General features: G+C 71.5%; 25 protein-coding genes. 15 read left to right on the forward strand and 10 right to left on the reverse strand.

The features are described from left to right. Window positions 1–6: 6 nt before the first annotated feature. Window positions 7–972, forward strand: coding sequence for a DUF5937 family protein (locus AB0J87_RS07940; protein ID WP_363963323.1), 966 nt, complete (start codon window positions 7–9; stop codon window positions 970–972). Here AB0J87_RS07940 and AB0J87_RS07945 read toward each other — a convergent pair. Next, the gene (locus AB0J87_RS07945; protein ID WP_363963325.1) at window positions 963–1,961 is read right to left on the reverse strand and encodes a terpene synthase family protein; all 999 of its coding nucleotides are present in this window, start codon (window positions 1,959–1,961) and stop codon (window positions 963–965) included. The genes AB0J87_RS07940 and AB0J87_RS07945 overlap by 10 nt on opposite strands. Window positions 1,962–1,993: 32 nt before the next feature. Then, window positions 1,994–2,539 carry an EF-hand domain-containing protein gene (locus AB0J87_RS07950; protein WP_363963327.1) on the reverse strand — a complete coding sequence of 182 codons (546 nt, stop codon included), beginning with the start codon at window positions 2,537–2,539 and terminating at the stop codon, window positions 1,994–1,996. Window positions 2,540–2,692: 153 nt separating this feature from the next. On the opposite strand from AB0J87_RS07950, the gene glnA (AB0J87_RS07955) reads away from it, so the two are divergent. Next, the gene (glnA, locus tag AB0J87_RS07955; protein ID WP_363963329.1) at window positions 2,693–4,054 is read left to right on the forward strand and encodes a type I glutamate--ammonia ligase; all 1,362 of its coding nucleotides are present in this window, start codon (window positions 2,693–2,695) and stop codon (window positions 4,052–4,054) included. On the opposite strand, the gene AB0J87_RS07960 is transcribed toward glnA (AB0J87_RS07955), so the two are convergent. Next, on the reverse strand, window positions 4,051–4,401 hold the full coding sequence (locus AB0J87_RS07960) for a YciI family protein (RefSeq protein WP_363963331.1): 351 nt from the start codon (window positions 4,399–4,401) through the stop codon (window positions 4,051–4,053). The genes glnA (AB0J87_RS07955) and AB0J87_RS07960 overlap by 4 nt on opposite strands. 71 nt (window positions 4,402–4,472) lie before the next feature. Beyond that, window positions 4,473–5,048 carry an AAA family ATPase gene (locus tag AB0J87_RS07965; protein ID WP_363963333.1) on the reverse strand — a complete coding sequence of 192 codons (576 nt, stop codon included), beginning with the start codon at window positions 5,046–5,048 and terminating at the stop codon, window positions 4,473–4,475. Window positions 5,049–5,446: 398 nt separating this feature from the next. Here AB0J87_RS07965 and AB0J87_RS07970 point away from each other — a divergent pair, with 398 nt between their 5' ends. Beyond that, window positions 5,447–6,160 (forward strand): hypothetical protein, encoded by a 714-nt coding sequence (locus AB0J87_RS07970; RefSeq protein WP_350728782.1) that lies wholly within the window; start codon window positions 5,447–5,449, stop codon window positions 6,158–6,160. A 78-nt stretch (window positions 6,161–6,238) separates the two neighbouring features. Here AB0J87_RS07970 and AB0J87_RS07975 read toward each other — a convergent pair whose 3' ends face one another. Then, window positions 6,239–7,099, reverse strand: a complete 861-nt coding sequence (locus AB0J87_RS07975) for an alpha/beta hydrolase (protein ID WP_363963335.1) — start codon at window positions 7,097–7,099, stop codon at window positions 6,239–6,241. A gap of 84 nt (window positions 7,100–7,183) precedes the next feature. On the opposite strand from AB0J87_RS07975, the gene AB0J87_RS07980 reads away from it, so the two are divergent. Next, on the forward strand, window positions 7,184–7,867 hold the full coding sequence (locus AB0J87_RS07980) for a type 1 glutamine amidotransferase (protein WP_363963337.1): 684 nt from the start codon (window positions 7,184–7,186) through the stop codon (window positions 7,865–7,867). Here the strand turns inward: AB0J87_RS07980 and AB0J87_RS07985 are convergent. Continuing rightward, the gene (locus AB0J87_RS07985) at window positions 7,845–8,453 is read right to left on the reverse strand and encodes an HXXEE domain-containing protein (RefSeq protein WP_363963339.1); all 609 of its coding nucleotides are present in this window, start codon (window positions 8,451–8,453) and stop codon (window positions 7,845–7,847) included. The two genes, AB0J87_RS07980 and AB0J87_RS07985, sit on opposite strands and share 23 nt — an antisense overlap. A 75-nt stretch (window positions 8,454–8,528) precedes the next feature. On the opposite strand from AB0J87_RS07985, the gene AB0J87_RS07990 reads away from it, so the two are divergent. After that, window positions 8,529–11,441: a bifunctional [glutamine synthetase] adenylyltransferase/[glutamine synthetase]-adenylyl-L-tyrosine phosphorylase gene (locus AB0J87_RS07990; RefSeq protein WP_363963341.1), complete on the forward strand. Its 2,913-nt coding sequence runs from the start codon at window positions 8,529–8,531 to the stop codon at window positions 11,439–11,441. A gap of 32 nt (window positions 11,442–11,473) precedes the next feature. After that, window positions 11,474–12,508, forward strand: coding sequence for a hypothetical protein (locus AB0J87_RS07995; protein ID WP_363963343.1), 1,035 nt, complete (start codon window positions 11,474–11,476; stop codon window positions 12,506–12,508). Here the strand turns inward: AB0J87_RS07995 and AB0J87_RS08000 are convergent. Further along, on the reverse strand, window positions 12,492–13,841 hold the full coding sequence (locus AB0J87_RS08000) for a PLP-dependent aminotransferase family protein (protein ID WP_363963345.1): 1,350 nt from the start codon (window positions 13,839–13,841) through the stop codon (window positions 12,492–12,494). The two genes, AB0J87_RS07995 and AB0J87_RS08000, sit on opposite strands and share 17 nt — an antisense overlap. A 151-nt stretch (window positions 13,842–13,992) precedes the next feature. Between AB0J87_RS08000 and AB0J87_RS08005 the strand changes: the two genes are divergently transcribed. The 6 genes from AB0J87_RS08005 (at window position 13,993) to AB0J87_RS08030 (ending at window position 18,964) form a co-directional block, all read left to right on the forward strand. Next, a complete protein-coding gene (locus AB0J87_RS08005) occupies window positions 13,993–14,880 on the forward strand; it encodes a hypothetical protein (RefSeq protein WP_363963347.1) in 888 nt (295 codons plus the stop codon). Further along, window positions 14,877–15,677 (forward strand): deaminated glutathione amidase, encoded by an 801-nt coding sequence (locus tag AB0J87_RS08010; protein WP_363963349.1) that lies wholly within the window; start codon window positions 14,877–14,879, stop codon window positions 15,675–15,677. The genes AB0J87_RS08005 and AB0J87_RS08010 overlap by 4 nt, the downstream gene beginning before the upstream one ends. Further along, a complete protein-coding gene (locus tag AB0J87_RS08015) occupies window positions 15,670–16,596 on the forward strand; it encodes an ABC transporter substrate-binding protein (RefSeq protein ID WP_363963351.1) in 927 nt (308 codons plus the stop codon). Before AB0J87_RS08010 ends, AB0J87_RS08015 begins: the two co-directional genes overlap by 8 nt. After that, entirely contained in the window at window positions 16,593–17,504 is a 912-nt protein-coding gene (locus tag AB0J87_RS08020; RefSeq protein ID WP_363963353.1) for an amino acid ABC transporter permease, read from the forward strand. The genes AB0J87_RS08015 and AB0J87_RS08020 overlap by 4 nt, the downstream gene beginning before the upstream one ends. Beyond that, on the forward strand, window positions 17,501–18,265 hold the full coding sequence (locus tag AB0J87_RS08025; RefSeq protein WP_363963355.1) for an amino acid ABC transporter ATP-binding protein: 765 nt from the start codon (window positions 17,501–17,503) through the stop codon (window positions 18,263–18,265). The genes AB0J87_RS08020 and AB0J87_RS08025 overlap by 4 nt, the downstream gene beginning before the upstream one ends. A gap of 177 nt (window positions 18,266–18,442) precedes the next feature. Next, the gene (locus AB0J87_RS08030) at window positions 18,443–18,964 is read left to right on the forward strand and encodes a GNAT family N-acetyltransferase (RefSeq protein ID WP_363963357.1); all 522 of its coding nucleotides are present in this window, start codon (window positions 18,443–18,445) and stop codon (window positions 18,962–18,964) included. Here the strand turns inward: AB0J87_RS08030 and AB0J87_RS08035 are convergent. Next, on the reverse strand, window positions 18,951–19,817 hold the full coding sequence (locus tag AB0J87_RS08035) for a LysR family transcriptional regulator (protein ID WP_355206160.1): 867 nt from the start codon (window positions 19,815–19,817) through the stop codon (window positions 18,951–18,953). The two genes, AB0J87_RS08030 and AB0J87_RS08035, sit on opposite strands and share 14 nt — an antisense overlap. Window positions 19,818–19,901: 84 nt before the next feature. On the opposite strand from AB0J87_RS08035, the gene AB0J87_RS08040 reads away from it, so the two are divergent. Together AB0J87_RS08040 and AB0J87_RS08045 are read left to right on the forward strand one after the other, a co-directional pair. Further along, entirely contained in the window at window positions 19,902–21,161 is a 1,260-nt protein-coding gene (locus tag AB0J87_RS08040; RefSeq protein ID WP_363963359.1) for an MFS transporter, read from the forward strand. 36 nt (window positions 21,162–21,197) lie between these two features. Beyond that, entirely contained in the window at window positions 21,198–21,896 is a 699-nt protein-coding gene (locus tag AB0J87_RS08045; protein ID WP_363963361.1) for a phenylalanine--tRNA ligase beta subunit-related protein, read from the forward strand. A gap of 67 nt (window positions 21,897–21,963) precedes the next feature. Here the strand turns inward: AB0J87_RS08045 and glnA (AB0J87_RS08050) are convergent, their stop codons facing one another. Both glnA (AB0J87_RS08050) and AB0J87_RS08055 read right to left on the reverse strand, forming a co-directional pair. Continuing rightward, window positions 21,964–23,388 carry a type I glutamate--ammonia ligase gene (glnA, locus tag AB0J87_RS08050; protein WP_350728806.1) on the reverse strand — a complete coding sequence of 475 codons (1,425 nt, stop codon included), beginning with the start codon at window positions 23,386–23,388 and terminating at the stop codon, window positions 21,964–21,966. A gap of 93 nt (window positions 23,389–23,481) precedes the next feature. Further along, window positions 23,482–24,579, reverse strand: coding sequence for a hypothetical protein (locus AB0J87_RS08055; RefSeq protein ID WP_363963363.1), 1,098 nt, complete (start codon window positions 24,577–24,579; stop codon window positions 23,482–23,484). Window positions 24,580–24,656: 77 nt separating this feature from the next. On the opposite strand from AB0J87_RS08055, the gene AB0J87_RS08060 reads away from it, so the two are divergent. Then, a complete protein-coding gene (locus AB0J87_RS08060) occupies window positions 24,657–25,118 on the forward strand; it encodes an RDD family protein (protein WP_363963365.1) in 462 nt (153 codons plus the stop codon). The last annotated feature ends 48 nt before the right edge of the window (window positions 25,119–25,166 follow it).

Below are 25,166 nucleotides of genomic sequence, written 5' to 3' on the forward strand. Positions count from 1 at the left end.
AAAAGCATGCCGATCGAGTGGATGCTGAAGCCGGAGGACGTGGCCCGGATCCGGTTCGCGTTCTCGCCGATGTGGGAGCTGGTCGCCAGCCTGCGCACCCTCCAGGGGCCGTCCAGGCAGTCGATCCACCTGCCCTGGCTCAAGGCCGTACGCCCCCGCCTGGCGGCGCTGGACCTGGCCGAGCTGTTCGCGCTCGTGCCCGCGACCGGCTACATGGCCGACTTCATCACGCCGCCGCCCGACACGCCGATGCCGGAGTTCGCCGCCGAGCTGGAGCGGGTCAGGAACGCGGATCCAGGGCAGGCCCGCGAGGAGGCGGCGAAGATCGTGGGGACCGACCGGGCCGTGCTGGAGCGGTTCATGGCCGACCCCGAGGCGGGCGTGGCCAGGGTCGCCGCCACGCTGGAGGCGTACTGGGAGGCGTGCTTCGCGGAGTTCTGGCCCCGCGTGTACGGGCTGCTCGAACGGGACGTGCTGCGCCGGTCACGGCAGCTCGCCCAGGGCGGGGCGCGCGAGCTGTTCGCCGCGCTCGATCCGGCCGTGGTGTGGACGGGGGAGCGGCTGCTCATCGACCGGCCCTGGTGCGAGGCGGGCGGCCTGCACGGCGACGGGCTGGTGCTGGTGCCCAGCGCGTTCTGGGGACCGGCCGCCGTGGCGGTGATGACGGCGCCGTACCAGTCGATGCTGGTCTACCCCGTGCTCGGCGTCGGCACGCTGTGGGAGCAGGGCCCGCCGCCCGCGCCCGGCGCGCTCGCCGCGCTGATCGGCAGGAGCCGGGCGCAGATCCTGCTCGCCCTCGCCGAGCCCGCCACGACCTCGGCCCTGGCCGCCCGCATGGCGCTCACGCCCGGCGCGGTCAGCCAGCACCTCGGGGTGCTCAGCGGCGGCGGGCTCACGGTGGGGATGCGGGTCGGCAAACAGGTCGTCTACCGCCGCACCCCCACGGGCGACACGCTGGCGGGTCACGCGTAGCGCTTGGACTCCAGCAGCCAGTCGAGGTGGGCGCGCGGCGCCGCCAGGTACGCGCAGGCGACCTTGCTGACGTCCCTCGCCTCCTTCGGCGCCAGATCGTCCAGCGGCAGCCGCCTGGCGGCCTTGTGCATGTCCTGGCAGCGCGCGGCGATCCGGTCGAGCACCCAGGCCGTCGCCTCACGCTCGCCCAGCCCGAGCTGGCGCATCGCGAGCACCACGAAGTTGTGCACGTCGCCGCGCTCCTTCGGCCGGGAGGCCACGTCGTTGCACCACGCCGTGACGTCGCTGCACGCGCTCACCAGCTGCTGCCACGGCTCGCATTCGTGCACCCACACGGGCACCTCGACCCGCAGGCACGGCTCGACCAGGTCGTAGAGGTACGGCCCCACGGTGCCCCTGCGCAGCGCCGGATATTCCTCCAGCGTCGGCATCCGGCCCGCCGCCCGGTTGTCGGCCTCGGTACGGCACGCGTCGTGCTGGCGCCGCAACCCGACCGCGAACCTGGCCCGCCACCGGTCGCTCATCCGCGCGCTCGTCACCCGCCACAGGTCCGCGAACGCCGCCTCCAGCGGATGCCTGGCCGCGCCCCTGAGCATGCCGTCGAAGATGTCCAGCGGGCAGGAGCCCTCGTCCAGCTCGTCGTCCAGGTGGAACAGCCACGTCAGCCACTGCGCGAACAGTGCCGCCGCGGCCGCGTCGAACTCGGCGAACGCCCGGCCCGCCATCCGGTGGTAGCCCACGCCGGGGGCGGCCCGCAGCCCGGTCCTCCTGGCCCAGTCGATGACCGCGGCCTCGATCGCGTACACGGCCGGGTGCATCCGGCACGGGGCCGCCATCGCGGGCACCCGCTCGGTGAGCGGCAGCAGCGCCATCGCGGCCGAGCCGCCCCTGCGCGGCAGCGGCAGCACCGAGGTCAGGGCCGAACGCAGCGCGGTACGCACCGTCGCGAACACGGTGGGGCTCGCGGTGGTGTCAGCAGTGCTCTTCACAGCGGTCTTCTCGCCGGTCCTCACGCCCGCCCTCACAGCGGGCCGAAGAGCCAGTTGCCCGCGGCATTGGGGTCGGCGCCGCGGTAGTAGTCGGAGGCGGCCTGGACCAGCTCGTCCACGGTGAGCGTGCCCCTGCCCTCCCGGTCGAGGCGGTCGAAGGCCGCGTCGACGTCGTCGTACGCCACGCCGAACGCGCTCAGCATCGTGCGGAAGTCGCCCGGGCCGATCTCCCCGTCGCCGTCGCCGTCGCACAGTTCGGCGACCGCCACCGTCGCGGGCCTGAACACCGCGTCGTACTGGTCGCCCGTGACGAACGCCGCCACCATCCCGGCCCGGAAGTCCGGGCGCGCGATCCCGAAGTCGATGTCGCGCTCGAGCGCCTTCGACAGCGCCGACCAGATCTCGTCGAAGCCGTCGACGAGGCTGGCCCCGGTGACCGAGGTGGGGGACTCCCCGAAGCCCACCAGGATGCGGGCGCCCAGACCCAGCAGGTCCTCCCGCTCGACGACGCCGTTGCCACTCGCGTCGATGTGGTCGAATGCCCGATCTAGCTTGTGATTGAGCAGGTCGATAGCCACCAATGCCTCCCCCGAGACTGACTGCGTGATCACAGTAAGCTCGGGGCGGGGCCTTTGTCAGCGAGGCTCGCACCGGCACCCCCCGTAACGTGTGCGAAACACGGGCGCGGCATGCTGGTAGCTGGACCTGTACGGACAGATAGAGGGGACGCCGTGGACCGCCAGCAGGAGTTCGTGCTCCGCACGCTCGAGGAACGCGACATCCGGTTCATCCGGCTGTGGTTCACTGACGTGCTCGGTTTCCTCAAGTCAGTGGCCATCGCCCCGGCCGAGCTGGAAGGCGCGTTCGCCGAGGGCATAGGTTTCGACGGCTCGGCCATCGAGGGTTTCGCGCGTGTCTACGAGTCCGACATGCTCGCCAAGCCCGACCCGGCCACGTTCCAGATCCTGCCCTGGCGCAGCGAGACGCCGGGCGCGGGCCGCATCTTCTGCGACATTTTGATGCCGGACGGCTCGCCGTCGCACGCCGACCCGCGCTGGGTGCTCAAGCGCACGCTCGCCAAGTGCGCCGACATGGGCTTCACCTTCTACACCCACCCGGAGATCGAGTTCTTCCTGCTGAAGAACCGCCCGGAGGCCGGCGAGCGGCCCGAGCCGATCGACTCCGGCGGCTACTTCGACCACACGCCGCACAGCGCGGGCCACGACTTCAGGCGCCAGGCGGTGCTGATGCTGGAGTCGATGGGCATCTCGGTGGAGTTCAGCCACCACGAGGGCGCCCCCGGCCAGCAGGAGATCGACCTGCGCTACGCCGACGCGCTGACCACGGCCGACAACATCATGACCTTCCGCCTGGTCATGAAGGAGGTCGCCCTGGAGCAGGGCATCTGGGCCTCCTTCATGCCCAAGCCGTTCACCGAGCACCCCGGCTCCGGCATGCACACCCACATGTCGCTGTTCGAGGGCGACCGCAACGCCTTCTACGAGGCCGGGTCCGAATACCGGCTGTCCAAGATCGGCCGCTCGTTCATCGCCGGGCTGCTCAAGCACGCCGCCGAGATCACCGCCATCACCAACCAGTGGGTCAACTCCTACAAGCGGCTCTGGGGCGGCGCCGAGGCCATCGCGGGTCAGGGCGGCGAGGCCCCCTCCTACGTGTGCTGGGGCCACAACAACCGCTCCGCCCTGGTCCGGGTGCCGATGTACAAGCCGCACAAGGGCGGCTCGACACGCATCGAGTTCAGGTCGCTCGACTCGGCGTGCAACCCGTACCTCGCCTTCGCGCTGATCCTGGCCGCGGGCCTGAAGGGCATCGAGGAGAGCTACGAGCTGCCCGCCGCCGCCGAGGACAACGTGTGGACGCTGACCAGCGCCGAGCGGCGGGCCCTCGGCATCCAGCCGCTGCCCGGCTCCCTCAACGACGCGATCGCGGTGATGGAGCAGAGCGAGCTGGTGGCCGAGACGCTCGGGGAGCACGTCTTCGACTTCTTCCTGCGCAACAAGCGCGCGGAGTGGCGCGAATACCGACGGCACGTCACCGAGTTCGAGCTCGGCCGCTACCTGCCGGTGCTCTAGACGGCTCCCTGAAACTCGCGGACCTCGATGGGCAGCAGGGCCACGGCCCCGGCCAGCTTGCGGGCCCATTCCAGGGCCGCGTCCATGTCGGGCGCCTTGATGATCGTGAAACCGCCGATGTGCTCCTTGCCCTCCACGTAAGGGCCGTCGGTGGTGAGCGGCTCGCCGTCGCTCATCCGCACCACGCGGGCGCTGGAAGGTGACCGGAGCGCGCCCGAGAATACCCAGACGCCCGCGTCCCGCATCTCCTGTTCGACGGCGCCGATGTCGCGCATGATCGGGTCCAGGACCTCGGGCGGGGGCGGGGGCCCGTCGGGCTGCTGCATGCTGAGCACGTACTGCTTCATGTGACTTTTCCTTTCCGTCACCTCTCACACGAACGCGGTGCGGCCGTATCGACATCCGGCGCGCGGAGATCTCATCGCGTGCGTGTCGGCGTCCGGTCGAACACGATCTCCTGGAGCAGCCCGGCCTGGACCCGGTCGACGATGAACGCGCCGGTGGCGGGCCCGGGGTCGCCGGACTTCACCCTGGCCGACAGGCTCTCCCACCTGCGCCGATGGCGCGCGAACGTCCTGGGCGCGACCACCCGGCCCCTGGCCACCTGCCCCGCCAGCGCCTCCTCCGGCGGCGCGTCGAGCAGGAGCAGGTGGAAGCTCGCCCGGTGCCTGCGGGCCAGCCAGGCGAAACCCCGCAGCACGTACGGCGCGCAGCCCCGGTTGTGGGCGACGATCGAGTGCCCCAGGACCAGGGCGCGGCGGATGCGGCTCAGGTGGGTGACGAAGACCACGGCGCGGCGTAGCGGACCGGGGGCCCAGCCGAGCCGCTCGTGCCAGTGCCGCTTGGACTGGTAGGTGTCGATCACCACGACCGTGCCGACGGTGACGGGCAGGCTCTCCGCGCCGTGCAGTCCGTACAGGCGCCGCAGCAGCGTGGTCTTCCCCGCGCCCGGCAACCCCGTCAAGATGACCAGCGACCCCGGCGGAAACCGCAACCTCGCCGCCTGCACAGACCCACCCCCGCTTCTGTCGTGTTGCTTACAGCTTCTCCGAGGTTGGCCCCGGACGCGCACTTGGGATCGGCGGTTTTGTCACGGGCCAAGGGAAACCCGGGATAGGGTAAAGGGAACGCCTTGATCGGCCTCACATCGGGGAAGCCCGGAGTGGGGCCGATTTTCGTTGCTTCTAACCTCCGGGTCACATCCCGGCGATGTGTGGCGCATAGCGTGTCGGTGGGTGGGAAGTTTCGGGCCCCTTCGAGGCGTTATGTGGTGGTGTCGATCAGCCTCAGGACCCCCGAGATCTGGTGAAACCGGGCGTCCAGTAAAATCGGCCTGCTTCTATTGACATTTCTGGACTTGTCGCCGTATGTGGCGATATTGGAGGGTGTGGCATGACGACGTCTGCCCTGCAGACAGTGCTGACGGTTCCGGAGCGCTTCCGGGGCCCGGCGGGAGTCGCCAACGGCGGCTGGATCGCGGGCACCATGGCGGAGGCGCTGAACGGGGGCCGATCAGCGGTCGAGGTCACGTTGCATGCGCCGACCCCTTTGCGAACCGAGTTGCGCCTGGAGCACGTCGCCAACTCCGTCTCCCTCTACGACGGCGACAAGCTGCTGGTCGAGGCCATCCCCGTGGCCGAGGACCTGGAGGGCCCGGGGTTCGTGCCGTTCAACGACGCGGCCCGCGCCGAGGCGGGGTTCGTGGGCCTGAAGGCGCACCCGTTCGCCGAGTGCTTCGCCTGCGGGCTGCGCGAGCCCGGTGACGGCCTGCGCATCTTCCCCGGCCCGGTGGAGGGCACGGACCTGGTGGCGGCCGGCTGGCGGGTGCCGTTCACGGTGACGGGCGAGGACGGCGTGCCCGCCTCGATCGTGGGCGCCGTGCTCGACTGCATCACCGGCTGGGCCCACTTCGGCCCGGGCGAGAGCGCGCTGCTCGGCCGCCTGGCCGTGCAGATCCACCGCCCGGTCCACCCCGGCGGCCGCTACTCCGTCGTGGCCCGCCCGACCGGCCGCGACGGCCGCAAGATGTACGGCCAGAGCGCCATCTACGAGGCGGACGGCACGCTGGTCGCCGCCGCCCGCGCCACCTGGATCGCTCCACGCTGACCTGCGGTCCCGGCGATCTCGGAGAACGGCCCCTGAGCACCGCTCGGGGGCCGTTCCGCGTCCACGGCCCGCGCCTTGTCAGGAGGAGCCGGTGAGGTGGGTGACGACGGACGAGACGCAGCGGTCGTCGAACAGGATCGTGTAGTGGTTGCAGTCCGGGATCACCTCGTCCCGCAGCCCCGGGAGGCGGGCGGACCAGGGGCGGGCCAGTTCGTCGGGCAGCATGCCGACGTCCTGGTTGAGCAGGCCGCGCGGCGCCCTGAGGAGGGAGAGCGGTGACGTGATGGCGGTCAGGGCGGCGGCGATGGCCTTCGACTCCAGGCGCAGCCAACGTCCGTCCTGCAGCACCGCCTCCGGGGCCACCCGCGACCTGAGCGCCCCGTCCGGGCCCGTCAGGTCATAGCGGACGTACGCCTCCACGTCGGCGTTCCAGTGGCCGGCGAAGGCCGGATGCGCCTTGAAGAAGTCGACGTAGGCGTCCGCGGTGGGGAACGTCTGGCGCAGCCGGGCGAGCGCCGGCCCGAGCGTGGCCTCCATCGCCTCGTCGGCGTCCACCCCCTCGGGCAGCGGGGGGAAGGGCAGGCCGCCGTCCACCAGCACGACCCGCGCGAAGTCCCGCTCCGCGGCGGCCAGGGCGGCCACGTACGCGCCCATCGAGTGCCCCGTCAGCACCGCGTCCGGGCCCGCCCCCACGTGGTCGGCGACGCGCAGGACGTCCTCGGCGTGCCTCGGCAGCCCGTACGGCCCGGGCAGCGAGGCGCTGTGCCCGCGACCGCGCAGGTCCATGGCGACCATCGACCACTCCTCGGGCAGCCGCCGCGCCACCGCGCCCCAGGCCATCAGGGAGGCCGTGATCCCGTGGACCGCGATGATCGTGCGCGGTCCCGTGCCGAACCTGGCGATCCGCAGACCGCCGACATCGTCCAACTCGAAGCTCATGGTCGGAGCTTAGGCATCCGCGTGATCGGGTGGGCAGGGGGGCGGTGTGGGGAATTGTAGTGATATTCCGGATAATGCCCTGATATGCGTATCACCGTTGTTCAGCACGAGGACGAGGCCGGGCTCGGATACCTCGGTGACTGGCTGGGCCTGCCCTGTGACGTCGTCCGGCCGTACCTCGGCGAGGAGATCCCCGCGCGCCCGGCGGACGGGCTGATCGTGCTCGGCGGTGCGGCGGCCGCCTGGGAGGACGAGCGGAGCCCCTGGCAGCCCGCCACCCGCGACCTGCTGCGCCGGGCCGTGGAGGAGGGCACGCCCACGCTGGCCATCTGCCTGGGGGCGCAGTTGTTGACCATGGCCTGCGGCGGCACCGTCGAACGGGGGACGAACGGGCTCGAGGTGGGCGCCTGCGAGGTGGTTGCGCTGCCCGCGGCCGCCGATGACCGGCTGCTGGCCGGGGTCGGGACGGCGGTGGCCGTCCAGTACCACCAGGACGCGATGACGCGGCTGCCCGACGGCGCGGTGCCGCTGATGACCGGGGCACAGTACCCGAACCAGGCCTACCGGCTGGGGGAGGCCGCGTGGGCGATCCAGTTCCACCCCGAGGCCACGCCGGAGATCTTCACGTCCTGGACCGACGGGTCGGGGCTGGACGCGGCCGAGGAGCTCAACACCGCGGTCAAGACCGCCGAGAGCGAGCTCGTGGCCACCTGGCGGCCGGTGGCGGAGGCGTTCGCGGAGGTGGTCAGGACCGGCGGCCGCGCCTGAACCACCGCGTCCGCCCGGCCGCGGCCGTGTCTGAACCACCGCGTCCGCCCGGCCCCGGCCGTGCCGAGCAAACGGCCCTGTCCGAGCGGGGCCGGGTCAGGGCGTGGGCCGCGGCGTGCACGCCGGCCAGCACGACCGGGAGCGCGGCCAGGCCCGCCCAGCCCGACGCCCCCGTCCGTACCGGCACCCCTTCGGTCCGCAGCCGCCGCCAGGCCCACACCGAGAACGGGATGACCACCACGGGCGCGGTCACCGCCCCCGGCGTGTACCCCCGCGTCACCGCGGCCTGCGCCAGGTGCATCACCCCGTGCGCCCCGAACCCCAGCAGCGCCGCCTGGAACACCGGGCTCCGCCCGCCCGTACGCGCCCCCAGCGCCGAGGCCCCCGCCATCACCCCGCCCATGAGGCCGATGGCCACGTTCACGTGCCGCTGCGAGACCTCCAGCCGCTCCCACGGCACCCACGGCAGCCGCTCCTCCAGCCGGGGCCGGGCCGAACGCGTCCAGCCCGCCATGGTCGCCAGCTCCTCCACGTCGTGCACCGCCCACGCGGCCAGCAGGCCCCACGTGACGGCAGGCGGAACCATCGCCCATCGCCTCCCTAGAACGCAACGCAACGTTGCGTTTCTATGCTACGGCCGAAGTCCTGTCAAGATGGAGGGGTGCCCAGGATCGAATCCACCGCCGCGCGGCTCGCCAGGCTCGGCTTCGCCGACGGCGCCAGGGCCGCCCAGCTCGTCCGGCAGGCCGGAGCCGAAGTGGACGAGCTCCTGGAGTTCCTGATGGACGTGGCCGACCCCGACGAGGCGCTGGTCTCGCTGACCCGCCTGGCCGAGCGCGATCCCGCCGTGCTCGACGTCCTGCGCCGCGACGAGGGGCTGCGCACGAGGCTGCTGGCCGTCCTGGGCGTCAGCGCCGCACTCGGCGACCATCTGGTGCGCCACCCCGGCCAGGTGGCGCTCCTGGCCGCGCCGTTGCCGGGCGACGCACGGGCCGAGCTGCTCAAGGCGGTCGGCGCGCAGCCGGGGGAGGCCGCCACCGCGGAGCGCCCGCTGGAGGCGCTGCGCGTGGCCTACCGGGGCCGGCTGCTGCATCTGGCCGCCCGGGACCTCACGGGAGAGGCCACGCTGGCCGAGGTCATGGTGGAGCTGTCCGACCTCGCGGGCGCCGCGCTGGAGGCCGCGCTGGCCATCGCCCGGGCCGAGGTCGACGACGGCGAGGTACGCCTGGCGGTCATCGGCATGGGCAAATGCGGCGCCAGGGAGCTCAACTACATCAGCGACGTCGACGTGATCTTCGTGGCGGAGCCGCGCGAGGGCGCCGACGAGACCAAGGCGCTGCGCACCGCGACCCGGCTGGCCCAGGCCATGATGCGGGCCTGCTCCGCCACCACGTCCGAGGGCTCCCTGTGGGAGGTGGACGCGGGCCTGCGGCCGGAGGGCAGGTCGGGCCCGCTGGTGCGCACGCTCGGCAGCCACCTGGCCTACTACCGGCGCTGGGCCAAGACGTGGGAGTTCCAGGCGCTGCTCAAGGCCCGGCCGGTCGCGGGCGACATGGAGCTCGGCTCGGCCTACGTCGAGGCGGTCAACGACCTCGTGTGGACGGCGGCCACGCGTGATCACTTCGTCGAGGACGTGCAGGCCATGCGCCGCCGGGTCGAGGCCCACGTGCGGGCCGAGGGCGACCGCCAGCTCAAGCTGGGGCCGGGCGGGCTGCGCGACATCGAGTTCGCGGTGCAGCTGCTCCAGCTCGTCCACGGCAGGCTCGACCCGCTGCTGCGCCGCAGGGCCACGCTGCCCGCGCTGGCGGCACTGTCCCGGGGCGGCTACGTCGGCCGCGACGACTCGCGCGGGCTGGCGGAGGCGTACTCGTACCTGCGCCAGATCGAGCACCTCCTGCAGCTCCACCGGCTGCGGCGCACCCACATCGTGCCCACGGACGAGTCCGACCTGCGCAGGCTGGGCCGCGCGCTCGGCATGCAGACCGACCCGGTGGGGGAGTTCACGGCGCGGTGGCGGCGGCACTCCATGGAGGCGCGGCGGCTGCACGAGAAGCTGTTCTACCGGCCGCTGCTCCAGGCGGTGTCGCGGCTGCAGGAGTCGGAGGCGCGGCTGTCGACCACTGCGGCCAAGGCCAGGCTCGAAGCGCTCGGCTACGTCGATCCCACCGGCGCGCTGCACCACATCGCCGCCCTCAGCGCGGGCGTGTCCAGGCGGGCGGCCATCCAGCGCACGCTGCTGCCCGTCATGCTGGGGTGGTTCGCCGACACGCCCGACCCGGACGCGGCGCTGCTCGGGTTCCGGCAGGTCAGCGACAAGCTGGGCAGCACGCCCTGGTATCTGCGGCTGCTGCGCGACGAGACCGCGGTGGCCTCCAGGATGTCGCGCGTGCTCGGCACCAGCCGCTACGCGACCGGCCTGATCATGAACGCGCCCGAGGCGGTCGCGATGCTGGGCTCGGACGACGAGCTCTCCGTACGCTCCCGGGAGTCGCTGGCCGGCGAGGCCTCGGCGGCGGTCTCCAGACACCAGGGCGACCCCGAGCCGGCCGTCGCGGCCGTGCGGGCGCTGCGGAGAAAAGAGCTGTTCCGGACGGCCGTGGCCGACATCTTCCGGCTCATCGACATCGAGACGGTCGGCGGCGCCCTGTCGTCCCTGACCGACGTGACCCTCCAGGCCACCCTCGACGTCGCCCTCGCCAAGGTCCCCCGCGTCACGAGGTTCGCCATTATCGCGATGGGCCGACTCGGCGGCATGGAGAGCTCCTACGCGAGCGACGCCGACGTCATGTTCGTGCACTCGCCGCTGCCGGGCGTGGCGGAGCGCGAGGCCACCGACGCCGCCTTCGCCGTGGCCAACGAGGTGCGCCGGCTGCTCTCGCTGCCCGCCCCCGACCCGCCCCTGATCATCGACCCCGACCTGCGTCCCGAGGGGCGCCAGGGCCCCCTGGTGCGGACGATGGCCTCCTACCGCGCCTATTACGCGCGCTGGTCGTCGCCGTGGGAGTCGCAGGCGCTGCTGCGGGCCAGGTTCTCGGCGGGTGACGCGGAGCTGGGGCGGGAGTTCACCTCGATGGTCGACGAGCTGCGCTACCCGAAGGGCGGCCTGCACGACGACGCGGTCAGGGAGATCAGGCGGCTCAAGGCCCGCATGGAGGCCGAGCGCCTGCCGCGCGGCGCCGATCCCGGCCTGCACACCAAGCTGGGCCCCGGCGGGCTGTCCGACGTGGAGTGGGTGGCCCAGCTCCTGCAACTGCGGTACGCGGGCACGCTGGGGTCCCTGCGCACCACCCGCACGCTCGACGCCCTGCGCGCGGCCGTGGCCGAGGGGCTGCTCGCCCCGGCCGACGAGGCCGTGCTGGCCGAGGCGTGGCGCTTCGCCTCCCGCATCCGCGACGCGATCATGCTGGTCAAGGGCCGCCCGGGCGACAGCGTCCCGCGCGACTCGGGCGAGCGGAAGCTGATCGCCCAGACGCTCGGCTACCCGCCGGACGGCTCGGAGGACTTCCTCGACGACTACCGCCGCGTGACCCGCCGCGCACGACAAGTGATGGACAGAGTTTTCTACGGGGCTTGATCGGCGGCGCGTACGGGTGTATCAAAGCCCGCGTGTTATCCGTTTACGTGGATTTGGCCCTGGGCCTGGTGGTGTCGTTCCTGCTGCTGTCGCTGCTGGTGAGCGGGCTCAACGAGGCGTTCGTGCGGGTGCTCGCCATCCGCAGCAAGTTCCTGTGGGCCTACCTCAGGGACACCATGGACGGTTCCGACGCGCAGGGCAGGTCGTGGCTGCCCGCCAAGGTGCGCGACGTCTTCGCGGCGCTGCCCTTCATACGCGACCCCCGGCCCAAGCACAGCGACCAGCCCTCGCCCCCCGAGCCGGGGGCGCTGCCGGCGCAGGAGACCAAGGCCGAGGACGCCATGGTCAACCTGCTCTACCAGCGGGTCCAGGGGATCGACCACCCGAAGAAGGGCCGTACCAGCATCTCCAACATCCCGCCCGCGCGCTTCGCGGTGGCCCTGATGGAGCTGGCCGCGGGGGAGCCGGACGGGGTCGAGGGGCTCCTGGAGAAGCTCAGGGCCATGCGCAGCCCGCTCTACGGCCACCTCAAGGGCGTGTGGGAGACCGCGCAGCGCGACCTCGACCGGTTCCGGCAGGGGGTGGAGAGCTGGTTCGACGGCGAGATGCAGCGGCTGTCCATGCTCTACAAGCGCTACGTCAAGTGGGTCGTGGCCGTGCTCGGCGTGGTCGTGACGCTGGTGTTCACGATGGACGGGCTGGAGTACGCCAAGACGCTGCTGCGCGACAACGCCTTCCGCGCCTCGGTGACGGCCGTGGCGGGGTCGGGGACGGACGCGTACAACGAGCTCAAGGCACGCTGTACGGGCGGCGACCCGGTGCCGTGCGTCACCGAGACGCTGAGCCAGCCCGCGCTGGTCAAGATGCTCGACCATGCGCTGGTCAGCGTGTCGATCCCGGCGGAGGGCGACCCGTCCGTGCACTGGAACGGCGGCCTGTGGTGGCAGCGGATCACCACGCCCAGCCACTGGCCCGGCTTCCTGCTGACGTACGTGGCGCTGCTGTTCGGGGCGTCGTTCTGGTGGGACGTGCTGCGCCGCCTGACCGGGATCAAGAGCCGCCGCTGAGCCCGCCCCTGGCCGCCAGGGTGATCACGTCGGCCAGGGCCGCCAGCTCGCCGGGGTCGTCGGTGAGCCGGGCCGTGGCCAGGCGCAGGTGGTGCGTGGTCGCGGGGCCGATCACGTACCGGCTGCCGGCCGCCACGGAGATGCCGTGCGCGGCCAGCGTGACCAGCGCCGCCGACTCCTCGCGCACCGGCACCCACAGGACCAGCCCGTCGCCGCCGCCGGTGGGCACGCCGCGCTCCGCCAGCTCCGACTTCAGCCGCGCCCGCCGCCCGGCGTAGACCGTCCGGGCGTGCGCCACGCGCTCGCGCACCTCGTCGTCCCCGAGCAGGTGGGCCAGCGTGTCCTGCAGGATCCTGCTGGTCCAGCCGATGCCGAAGCTCCGCAGCACGCGCACCCGCTCGACCGCGTCCGCCGCCCCGCCGATGATCGCGATGCGCAGGTCGGGGCCGTGCGACTTGGAGTACGAGCGCACCAGCACCGTGCGGTCGGGGAAGCGCGTCCCCATGCTCACCATCGGCGAGACCGACAGCTCGCCGATCCCGTCGTCCTCCACGATGAGCGTCGAGGTCGGCTCCAGCAGCGCGGCCAGCTCGGCCGAGCGCTCGGCGGTCACGGCATGGCCGCAGGGCGACTGGCCGCGCGGCTGGTACACGAACGCCACCGGCCTGGCCCGCAGCGCCTTGGCCAGCGACTCGGGGACGGGCCCCTGCTCGTCGCAGGCCACCGGCACGATCTGGACGCCGATCGTCTCCAGGATGTCCAGCAGCCGGGCGGCGGTCGGCTCCTCGATCGCGATCCGGTCGCCGGGCAGCGCGGCCGTCTGGCAGAGCAGCTGCACCCCCTCGTACCCGCCGCCGACGGCGAGCCAGCCCTGCGCCGGGAACGGCCAGTCCGGCTCCACGGCGGCACGCAACCGCGGCGTGATCGTCTCGCGGGCGTAGTCGTTGAGCCCCTCCGCGCCGGCCGCGGCGATCAGCGCGGCCTCCAGCGGCGGCAGCAGCGCCGGGTCCGGGGAGGCGATGGCCAGGTCGATCGCCAGCCGGTCGCCCCAGTGGCCGATGCGCTCGTAACGGATGGGACGGGGCACGTCGGGCGGCCCGAGCACCACCGTGCCGCGGCGGCGGTCGGTGTGGATCATCCCGTGCCGCCGCAGCTCCGACCAGGCCTCCGCGACGGTCCCCGAGCTGACGCCCAGCTCCCTGGCCAGGCTGCGCACGGTCGGCAGGCGCGTCTGCGCGGTGACCGTGCCCTGCCTGATCAGGTCGGTCAGGGCGGCGGCTATCCCGCGTGCGGTCGGCTCGCCGATGCGCTGCGCCAGCCAGGCGGATTCCACATGACCTCCTGTAAATCTTTGTTCAGCAACAAAGATCGTCTTGTGTGGGGCGTTGCCTGAACATAAGGTTTCCAGCAATTCAACGCAAGGGAACTTTGGGGTGTTTGTGCATATTCGGTTGGGTCTGCGGGATTGGGACCATCTCGTACCGGTGGCGACGGGGGAGGTGCGGCCCGAGGGGTTCGAGCTGGACCTCGAGTCCCGTGCCGTCACCCCGGACGTCCTGAGCGAGCCGGGCCTGGACGGCGGTGAGACGTCCTTCAGCAGGTACGTGCTCGGCCGCGCCGCGGGCGACGACCGCCTGGTGGGCCTGCCGGTGTTCGTGATGCGGGGCTTCCGGCACCGGTGCGTCCTGGTCCGCCGTGACAGCGAGCTGACCTCGCTGGAGGAGCTCAAGGGCGCCCGCATCGGCCTGACCGGCTGGCCGGACTCCGGCAACACCTGGACGCGTGCCCTGCTCAGGGCCGCCGGCGTGGACATCAGGGGCATCGAGTGGACGGTCGGCCCGCTGGTCGCCGGGGAGACCGGCAAGGACCGCGTCGGCCCCGTCCCGTTCCCCGACAACGTCTCGCTGACCGGCGACGGCCTCGCCGAAGGGCTCGCCGAGGGCCGTTACGACGCGATCATGACCCCGTTCATGCCCGACGAGTTCTTCACCCCGGACAGCCGCTTCCGCCACCTGCTCGCCGACCACCGCGCCGCCGAACTGGCCTACTACCGGGAGACCGGCTTCGTGCCCGGCATCCATCTCGTGACGCTGAAGCGCGAGGCCGTCGAGCGCGATCCGGGGCTGCCGCGGGCCGTTCAGGACCTGCTCGAACGCTCCAAGCGGCACTGGCTGGCCCGGCGGCGGCTGCTCGCCGACACCACGCCCTGGCTGCTCGCCGACCTGACGGAGACGGCGCGGACCTTCGGCCCCGACTGGATGCCGTACGGCGTCGGGCCCAACGCCGCCATGATCGCCGCCTTCTGCGAGGAACTGCACGCCCAGGGCATCTCGAACCGCCGCATCCGACCCGAGGAGGTCTTCGACATATGAGAATCGCCGTTGGACAGTTCACGTCCTCGGAGGACTGGACGGACAACCTCAAGACCTGCCAGGACCTGATCGACCGGGCCGCCGAGGGCGGCGCCGACCTGCTGGTCCTGCCCGAGGGCGCGATGGCCCTGTTCGTCGACGAGCCGACGCGCATCCGCGAGGCCGCACAGCCGCTGGACGGGCCGTTCGTCAGCGGGCTGGTCGAGCGCACGCGCGGCTCGTCCACCACCGTGATCGTCGGCGTGCACACCCCGTCGGGCGACGGCCGCGTGTTCAACGTCCTGGTGGCCGCCAGGGACGGCGAGATCGTCGGGACGTACACCAAGCTGCACCTGTACGACGCCTTCGGCCGGCGCGAGTCCGACAACGTCGTGCCCGGCACGAACGCGCCCGTGGTGATCGACGTGGCCGGCTGGAAGGTCGGCATGATGACCTGCTACGACGTGCGCTTCCCCGAGCTGGCCAGGCTCCTGGCCGACCAGGGCGCCCAGGTGATCGCGCTGCCCACCGCGTGGGTGCGCGGCCCGGCCAAGGAATGGCACTGGGAGGTCATGGTGACCGCCCGCGCCCTGGAGAACACCGTGTACCTGGCCGCCTCCGGCGAGTGCGGCCGCCGCAACATCGGCGCCAGCATGGTCGTCGACCCGCTCGGCATCACCCGGGCCCGCCTCGGCGACGCGCCGGGCCTGCTCTGGGCCGACGCCTCCATGGAAGAGCTCGAGCGAGCCCGCCTCAGCCTCCCCGTCCTCGAGAACCGGCGCTTCGCCGTCGACCCCCGATTGGAGCGACATGTCTAAGTACGCGACGGCGGCCCTGCTCGGCGCCGCCCTCCTGATCGCCGGCTGCGGCGCCAACCCGGAGGAGGCCCAGGGCGCGCTGAGCTCCCAGTCCGCCCCCTCCGGCACCGTGGCCGCCCAGGGCAAGGACCAGGCCCTGTACGACCGGCTGCCCGACAAGGTGAAGACCGCCGGCAAGCTGGTCTCGGTGAACAACGGCTCGTTCCCCCCGTACGAGATCGCCGGCGCCGACGGCAAGTCCATGACCGGCGCCGCGGCCGACCTGTCGGAGGCCCTCGGCCAGGTGCTCGGCGTCAAGATCGAGCACGTCACCGTGGACGGCCTGCCCAGCCAGCTCACCGGCATCGCGTCGGGCCGCTACGACCTGGCCATCGGCCCGGTGGGCGACTTCCCGGACCGGCAGAAGTCCAACGACTTCGTGGACTGGGTCAAGGAGTTCGTGGTCTTCGCCGTGCCGAAGGGGAACCCCAAGAAGATCAACTCGGTGGCCGACACGTGCGGGCTGAAGATCTCGGTCATGGCTGGCGGCTCCGCCGAAGCCGTGATCAAGAACCAGTCCGAGACCTGCGCCAAGGACGGCAAGCCGAAGATCACCGTACAGTCGTACAAGGACCAGCCCACCTCGGTGCTGGCGGTCAGTTCGGGCCGGGCCGACGCGTTCTTCTCCTCGCAGGCGCCGCTCACGTACTTCGTGTCGCAGTCCGGCGGCAAGCTGGAGCTGGCGGGCAAGGGGCAGAGCAACGGCTTCGACGACCTCTTCCAGGGGGCCGTCGTCGGCAAGGACTCGCCGCTGCGTGACGTGGTCAGGGACGGCATCCAGAAGCTGATCGACAACGGCGCCTACGCCAAGATCATGGACAAGTGGGGCACCTCCGACAACAAGCTGGACAAGGCCGGCGTCAACCTGGCGGGGTCATGAGCGGACTGCCGGACGTCGACGTCGCGGGCGCGTCCCGCACGCGCCATCCGCTGCGCTGGGTGGCCTCGATCATCCTGCTGGTCCTGGCCGCCCAGCTCGTGAGCCTGCTGGTCACCAACCCCAACTTCCAGTGGGACGTGGTCTTCAAGTACGTCAACGCGCAGGTCATCGGCCAGGGCGTCTTCACCACGCTGCTGCTCACCGTGATCGCGATGTTCGTGGGCGTGGTGCTCGGGGTGCTGCTGGCCATCGGCCGGCTCTCCGAGAACCCCGTCGCGCGGGCGGCCTGCGGGCTCTACGTGTGGTTCTTCCGCGGCACGCCGGTGCTGGTGCAGCTCGTGCTCTGGTACAACCTGTCGTACCTGCTGCCCAAGATCTCCCTCGGCGTACCGTTCGGCCCGGAGTTCATCAGCGCCGACACGAACCTGGTCATCACCCCGCTGCTCGCGGCCATCCTCGGGCTCGGGCTGAACGAGGGCGCGTACATGGCGGAGATCATCCGCGGCGGCCTCATGTCGGTGGACCCCGGCCAGACCGAGGCCGCCTCGGCGCTCGGCATGAGCAACGCGCGCACCTTCCGCAGGATCGTGCTGCCGCAGGCCATGCGGTTCATCATCCCGCCCACCGGCAGCCAGGTGATCAGCATGCTGAAGGCCACGTCGCTGGTGAGCGTCATCGCCCTGGCCGACCTGCTGTACACGGTGCAGTCGATCTACAACCGCACTTTCCAGACCATCCCGCTGCTGATCGTCGCCTGCGTCTGGTACCTGATCATCACCTCGATCCTGTACGTCGGCCAGTCGTTCATCGAGCGGCACTACGCCCGCGGGGCCACCAGGCACGCGCCGCAGAGCTTCTGGGCCTTCCTGACCTTCCGCCGGCGCCGTCCCTCGGAGGTGACGTCATGACCGTCCCCATGGTCCACGCCCACGCCGTACGCAAGCACTTCGGCCACCTCGAGGTCCTCAAGGGCATCGACCTGGACGTCCAGGCGGGGGAGGTCGTGGTGATCCTCGGCCCCTCCGGGTCGGGCAAGTCGACATTCCTGCGCTGCGTGAACCACCTGGAGACCATCGACGGCGGCTCCATCTTCGTGGACGGGGAGCTGATCGGGTTCCAGGCGTCCGGCGGCAAGGTGCGGCACCTGCGCAAGCGCGACATCACCCGCCAGCGCCGGGAGATCGGCATGGTCTTCCAGCAGTTCAACCTGTTCCCGCACTTCACGGTGCTGCAGAACGTCATGGAGGCGCCGGTCGGCGTCCGCCGCGAGTCGCGCGAGCAGGCCCGGGAACGGGCGTCCGGCCTGCTGCGCCGCGTGGGGCTGGAGGACAAGGCGGGCAGCTATCCCAGGCAGCTCTCCGGCGGGCAGCAGCAGCGGGTGGCGATCGCCAGGGCGCTGGCGATGCGGCCCAAGCTCATGCTGTTCGACGAGCCGACCAGCGCGCTGGACCCGGAGCTGGTGGGTGAGGTGCTGGCCACCATGAAGAGCCTCGCGGAGGACGGGCTGACCATGATCGTGGTGACCCACGAGATCGGGTTCGCGCGGGAGGTGGCCGATCGGGTGGTGTTCATGGACGGCGGCGTCGTGGTCGAGTCGGGCACGCCGAAGGAGGTCCTCGACAACCCCACCAGCCCGCGCACCAAGGCATTCCTCAGCCGCGTCCTGTAGCCCCCACACGCCGCCTTCGCCCCTGCCTGGCCTCCGCCGCCCTGGCCCATGCGCCTCCCTTCTGCGCGCACGGCCTCGTCCCCGCCCTCACGGACGCACCACGACCGCCCCCCTTCTGACCGATCGTTCCCTTCTCCCCGAAGGACGGATGGCGCGGGCGGGCCTATCGTGGGTGGGATGGAGACCCAGCGTTTGATCATGCGCAGATGGCGCGACGAAGATCGGGAACCATTCGCCGCGATGAACGCCGACCTCGAGGTGATGGAGCACTTCCCCGCCCCGCTCACCCGCCCGGAGAGCGACCACTTCGTCGACAGGATCGAGGAGGAGTTCGACAAGGACGGCTACGGGCTGTGGGCGCTGGAGGTGCGCGGGAGCGGCGAGTTCATCGGCTTCGCCGGCCTGATCTGGCAGACGTTCGACGTGCCGTTCCTGCCCGCGTGGGAGATCGGATGGCGGCTGGCACGGCCCGCCTGGGGCCACGGGTACGCCACCGAGGCGGCCAGGGAGGTGCTCGGGCACGCGTTCGAGAAGGCCGGGCTGGACGAGATCGTCTCCATGACGGCCAAGAGCAACACCCGCTCCCAGGCCGTGATGAAGCGCCTGGGGATGACCCACCTGACCGACTTCGGCTACCCGCGGCTGGCGCCGGACCATCCTCTGTTCCCGCACGTGGCGTACCACATCAAGCGCCCGTAGGGGCGCTCATGGCGTAGAGGACGTCGCGCAGAGCGGGTTCACGGCCGCGTAGCCAGACCAGCCGCAGCGCCAGCGCGGGCGCCTCGAAGCCGAGCCGCACCAACGCGCCGGAGGCCAGGTCCGGCTCCAGCGCGAAGTCAGGCAGCAGCGCGCTGCCGAGCCCCTGCCTGGCCCACTCGCGGGCGGTGGCGATGCTGGTCAGCTCCCTGCGCGGCACCTCCGCGCCGAACGCCCGGTCGGCGGCCAGCCGGATCGAGCAGCCCGGCGGGCTGACCAGCAGCGGCTCCCGATCCCCGTCCGGCGCCGCGACCAGCGCCAGCCCGACCTCACCCACGTCCAGGAAGTCCAGATCGGGCGTCACCGGCCCGGAGCCGGGGTCGTGCGGCACGGTGAACCCGAGCCCGCCGATCCGCAGGCCCGTGTCCAGCAGGAGCACCGCGTCCAGCTCGCCGCCCGCCACCCCGGCCAGCAGCGACTGCCTGGTGTGCGAGCGCACGTCCACGTCCAGGTCGGGACGGCGTTCCGACAGGCGGCGGATCACGGCGGGCATCCTGGCCGCGGCGAGCATCTCCAGCGCCCCGATCCGCACTTTACGCCGCTGCCCGGTGACGGCGCGGCGCACCTCGTCGGCGTGGTCGAGCAGGCCCTGTGCCCGCGCCAGCAGCGTGGCGCCCTGCTCGGTCAGCCGCATGCCCTGGGGCGTGCGCTCGAAGAGCGCGACCCCGAGGCTCCGCTCCAGCCGGCGCACCTGCTCCGACACCGACGCGGGGGCGAGGCCGAGGCTGTTCGCCGCCCCGGTGACGGTGCCCGTCCCCGCCACCGCGACGAACCCCCGCAACTGCCGCAAGTCCATGGCCGCCAGCATACGGTTTTCCCGAACGCCCCCTGAGGCCGCGCCTGTTGAGGGTGGATGTGGCGTTTCAGCAGGCTGAGGCGCATGATGTTCGGATTCTCCCTCGCCTACTTCCTCGTGATCCTCGACACGACCGTGCTGACGATCGCGCTGCCCGATCTGCGGGCCTCGCTCGGCGGCTCGCTGGCCGGGCAGCAGTGGGCGGTGAACGCGTACACGGTCGCCTTCGCCGCCTCGCTGCTCGTCGGGGGAGCGGTGGCCGACCGGTACGGCGCGGCCCGGATCTTCAAGGCCGGTGTGGTGGCGTTCGGCGCGATCTCGCTGCTGAGCGCCGCCGCGCCGCACCTGGGCGTGCTGGTCGGGCTGCGGGCCCTGCTCGGTGTGGCGGGCGCGCTCTGCACGGGCGGCTCGCTCGGCCTGCTCCCGCAGCTCTTCCCCGACCCGGCCGCCCGCGCCCGCGCCACCGGCCTGTGGGCGGCCATCACCGGCACCGCGCTCGCCGCCGGTCCGCTGCTCGGCGGTCTCCTGGTGGACCTGTACGGCTGGCGCGCGGTCTTCCTGCTCAACCCGCCCCTCGCCCTGATCAGCCTGCTGGCCATGCGCCGGGTGAGCTCGCCGCGCGGCCACCGCGGGATCGACTGGCGGGTCCAGGCGCTGGCCTGCGCGTTCCTGGGCCTGGTGGCGCAGGCCCTGATCGGCCCCTCGGTCCTGGCGGGCGTCGCGGCCGTGGCCGTACTGGCCGCGCTGGTGCCGGTGGAGCGCCGCAGCCACGCCCCCGCGCTGCCCGGCGGCCTGCTCGCCGCCACCTGGCCCGAACTGCTCGCCGGCACGGTGGCCAACTTCGCCTTCTCCGGCGCCCTGTTCGTCCTCACCCTCCTGCTGCAGGACACCCGCCACCTGGACCCGCTGGCCGCCGGGCTGGCCTTCCTGCCGCTCACCCTCCCCATGACCGTGAACCCGCTGCTCACCGGCCGCCTGGTGGCCCGCTACGGCCCGCGCCCGCCGATCCTGTGCGGCCTCACCCTGCTCGCGACCGGCCTGGCGGGGGTCGCCCTCACGGACGCGCTGGCGTTGTGGCTGGTGGTGATGGGGTTCGGGCTGTCGTTCGTGCTGCCCGCGCTGATGGCGGGCATGGTCAACAGTGCTCCGCCGGGGACGGCGGGCACCGCGGGCGGCGTCCTGAACGCGTTCCGCCAGGCCGGCGCGACCCTCGGCGTGGCGGTCATGGGCGTGGTCGGCCGGCCCCTGCTGGCGGCGGCCGTCCTGACGGCCCTGACCTGCCTGTGCTACGCGGCGGCCGCCTGGCGCGCCCGCACGGCCGCCCTGACGATGCGGGTATCGTGATCGGCTGGGGTTTGTCCGGGGATGGCGAGGTGGACCGTGCGTTTCCAGCATTCGAGTGACATCTGGCGGGACTTCCCGGAGCTCGTGCCCGGCGTGCTCGTCGCGTCCGGTGTCTCGGCGGGCGTCTCCGTCGACGACCAGGTCTCCCGGTTCGGCGAGCTCGCCGCGGAGCGGCTCGCGACCTCCTCGGAGGGCGAGCTGCCGGAGATCCAGGCGTGGCGGCGGGCGTTCTCGAAGATGGGCCTCAAACCGACCCAGTACCGCTGCGCCTCGGAGTCCCTGCTGCGCCGCTTCCGGAAGGAAGGCGCGCTCCCGCGCCTGCACCCGCTGATCGACCTCTGCAACGCGGTCTCCATCGCGTACGCGATCCCGGTGGCGGTGTTCGACGTCTCCAAGATCACGCAGTATGTAGAGGTCAGGTACGCGGCGGGCGACGAGACGTACCTGACCTTCTCCGGCGAGACCGAGCACCCGCCGCCCGGCGAGGTGATCTTCGCCGACGGCGAGGGCAGGGCGCACGCCCGCCGCTGGACCAACCGCCAGAGCGGCCTCTCGGCCGTCCGCGACACGACCACCGACGTCCTGATCGTCGCCGAGGCGCTGCACGACACGGCCGGGAAGGACGTCGACTCCCTCCTGGCCACGCTCTCGGACGAGCTGGCCGCCGTCTGGCCCGTGACACCGGACTCCGCGATCCTCGGCCCGTCCGAGCCCCGGTTCGAGTTCCCGGCGTGACGTTTCGCGACGTGAAACGGCCCGGGACCGTGATCGGTCCCGGGCCGTTCGCCGTGTGCGGGCCGGACTACACGTCGTAGTACAGCTCGAACTCGTGCGGGTGCGGGCGCAGGCGGATCGGGTCGACCTCGTTCTCCCGCTTGTACGCGACCCACGTCTCGATCAGGTCAGGCGTGAAGACGCCGCCCTCGAGCAGGTAGTCGTGGTCCTCCTCCAGCGCGTTGAGCACGTCGGTGAGCGAGCCGGGCACCTGCGGGATGTTGCGGGCCTCCTCCGGCGGCAGCTCGTAGAGGTCCTTGTCGACCGGCTCCGGCGGCTCGATCTTGTTGCGGATGCCGTCGATGCCCGCCATCAGCATCGCCGCGAAGGCGAAGTACGGGTTGCAGGACGGGTCGGGCACCCGGAACTCGATGCGCTTGGCCTTCGGGTTGGAGCCCGTGATCGGGATCCGGACGCAGGCCGAACGGTTGCGCTGGGAGTAGACCAGGTTGACCGGGGCCTCGTAGCCGGGGACCAGGCGGTGGTAGGAGTTGACCGTCGGGTTGGTGAAGGCCAGCAGCGACGGCGCGTGCTTGAGCAGGCCGCCGATGTAGTAGCGGGCCGTGTCGGACAGGCCCGCGTAGCCGACCTCGTCGTAGAAGAGCGGCGAGCCGTCCTTCCACAGCGACTGGTGGCAGTGCATGCCGGAGCCGTTGTCACCGAAGATCGGCTTGGGCATGAACGTGACCGTGTGGCCGTACTCGAGCGCCGTGCTCTTGATGATGTACTTGTACAGCATCAGGTTGTCGGCGGTCTTGAGCAGCGTGCCGAACTTGAAGTCGATCTCCGCCTGGCCCGCCGTGCCGACCTCGTGGTGCTGCATCTCGACGTCGATGCCGCACTCGATGAGGTTGCGCACCATTTCAGAGCGCAGGTCGGTGAAGTGGTCCATCGGCGGGACCGGGAAGTAGCCGCCCTTGTAGCGCGGCTTGTAACCGAGGTTGCCGCCCTCGGTGGCCTTGCCGGTGTTCCAGGCGCCCTCGATGGAGTCGATGTAGTAGTAGCCGGCGTTCTGCTTCGTCTCGAAGCGCACGTCGTCGAAGATGTAGAACTCGGCCTCAGGGCCGAAGTAGACCGTGTCGGCGATGCCCGTGCCCCGAAGGAACTCCTCGGCCTTGCGCGCGACGTTACGCGGGTCGCGGCTGTAGGCCTCGCCGGTCAGCGGGTCGTGCACGAAGAAGTTCAGGTTGAGCGTCTTGTGCTGGCGGAACGGGTCCACCACGGCGCTGGACGGGTCGGGCAGCAGAAGCATGTCGGACTCGTGGATCGCCTGGAAACCGCGGATCGACGAGCCGTCGAACATGAGTCCGTCGGTGAAGACGCTCGCGCTGAAGTTTTCTACCGGGAAGGTGAAGTGGTGCGTCGTCCCCGGCAGGTCGGTGAACCTGACATCGACGAATTGCACCCCTTCGTCACTGATGAACTTCAGGACGTCGTCGGCGGAGTTGAACACTCTCGAACCTCCCTGGGGACTGGCCATCATGCCGACGCTAGGGCGTGGCCGTTTCCGTGTGGTGTCTCGATTGTTTCGCACATGTTACGCAGGTCAGGTGCCCTGCGTAGCGACGCATCCCTCGGAATCGTCCTCTTCCAGCTCGTACGGATCTACGGGTGCGCCGGTCGGCGCCACCGTACCCCGAGGTGAATCCTCGTACACGGGATGGATGAAGCCGTCGCGCGTGTCGCAGCTCGCCGGGGTGCTGCTCGCCCCCCAACGCAGCGGCCACGCGACCAGCCGCCCCTCCTCGCGGTACAGCCACACGCGGCCCTTGGGATGGGCGACGACCCGGATCGTGGTGTCCGGCCGGCCCGGGCGGTGCACGGCGTAGACGACGATGTGGTTCAGCTTGAGCTCGACGCCGCGCCGCCAGCGGTCCTTGAACGTGCCCAGCTTGACGCGGCCGTGCACCTTGATCACATCGGTGGAGAACTCGGCCGTGCCCTTGGCGAACTGGATGACGTAGGCCGCCGAGCCCTTGTGCTTCTTCATGTCCCGGAGGAACCAGTCACGCTGGTCGGGGCTCAGGAGCTTGGTGAACGCCGACGGCTTGCCGCCCAGGACCGCCTTCTTGTCGAGGAAGGCCGCCGCCATCAGCTCGCGGGTCAGCTTCAGGCCCTTCGCGACGTCCTTCTTCGACAGCCCGCCCAGCGCCTTCGCCTCCGGCAACGCGAATCCGGCGGCCCCCTCGGCGTACTTCTCGGCGGGGGATCCGGCGAACGGGCTCGTCGGCTCCTCGCTCGCCCCCTCCGTCGGCTCCTCGGCGGCTTCGTCCGCCGGGTTGCCGGCGGGTTCGACGGCCGGCTCGGCGATCGGCACCGGTGGGTCGTCCACGACGACGCCCGAGGTGAGCAGATCGGGGCGGAAGGTCACGATCACACCCGCGGCGGTGATCAGCGAGGTGATCACGGCCATCGCGATCCAGGCCCGCCCGATCCGCCGCTGCGGCTCGGACCCGTGTCCCCCGTGTCCCCCGGGTCCTCCGGATAAGCGCGCCGACCTGCTCTCGCGCCTGGCTAAGCGGTCGGTACGCCGCTGTTCTTTCGCGCCTTTGACGGCCGCGGCGCGCATCCTGCGCTGTTGCTCCTCGTCTATCTGCGCGACCAGCTCGTTGAAGCGCGCGTCAAGGTCATCCCCGTGTGGCATGGCGTACATGATGGCCGTTCTGCGACGCGGTTGGGTCACGATGCCGACCGGCCCACCGGGCGGATACCGTTGAGGGCATGAGCAGCAAGGAGCCTCGGTGGACGCAGACCTGGCTGGGCGGGGTCAGGTCCGCCGGGGTCGATCTCGGATACCCGGGGGAGCGCCTGGGGCTGCCCGAGGAGGGCAGCGGGTCGATCGCCGGCTGGGGGCGCAGGATCGCCGCGCTGGTCATCGACTGGATGATCTGCACGTGGGTCGTCGTGCAGCTGCTGCTCAGGATCGACCCGGCCGAGCAGCCGTGGGCGCCCGCGGCCGTCTTCGCCGTTCAATACCTGATCCTGGTCGGGTTCATGGGGCAGACGTTCGGCCACCGGCTGGCGGGCCTCAGGGTGGCCGCGATGGACGGCGGCGACCCGCGCTGGCTGCCCGTGCTGGTGCGCTCGGTGCTCCTGTGCCTGGCCGTGCCCGCCCTGATCTGGGACCGCGACCACCGCGGGGTGCACGACCGCGTCTCCAACACGATGGTCGTCCGCATGTAGCCGGGTAAAAAAACGTACCGGGTTCAAAAATGTACCCGGTACGGTTTA

The organism is Nonomuraea sp. NPDC049625, assembly GCF_040675285.1.
GTDB lineage: Bacteria > Actinomycetota > Actinomycetes > Streptosporangiales > Streptosporangiaceae > Nonomuraea > Nonomuraea angiospora_A.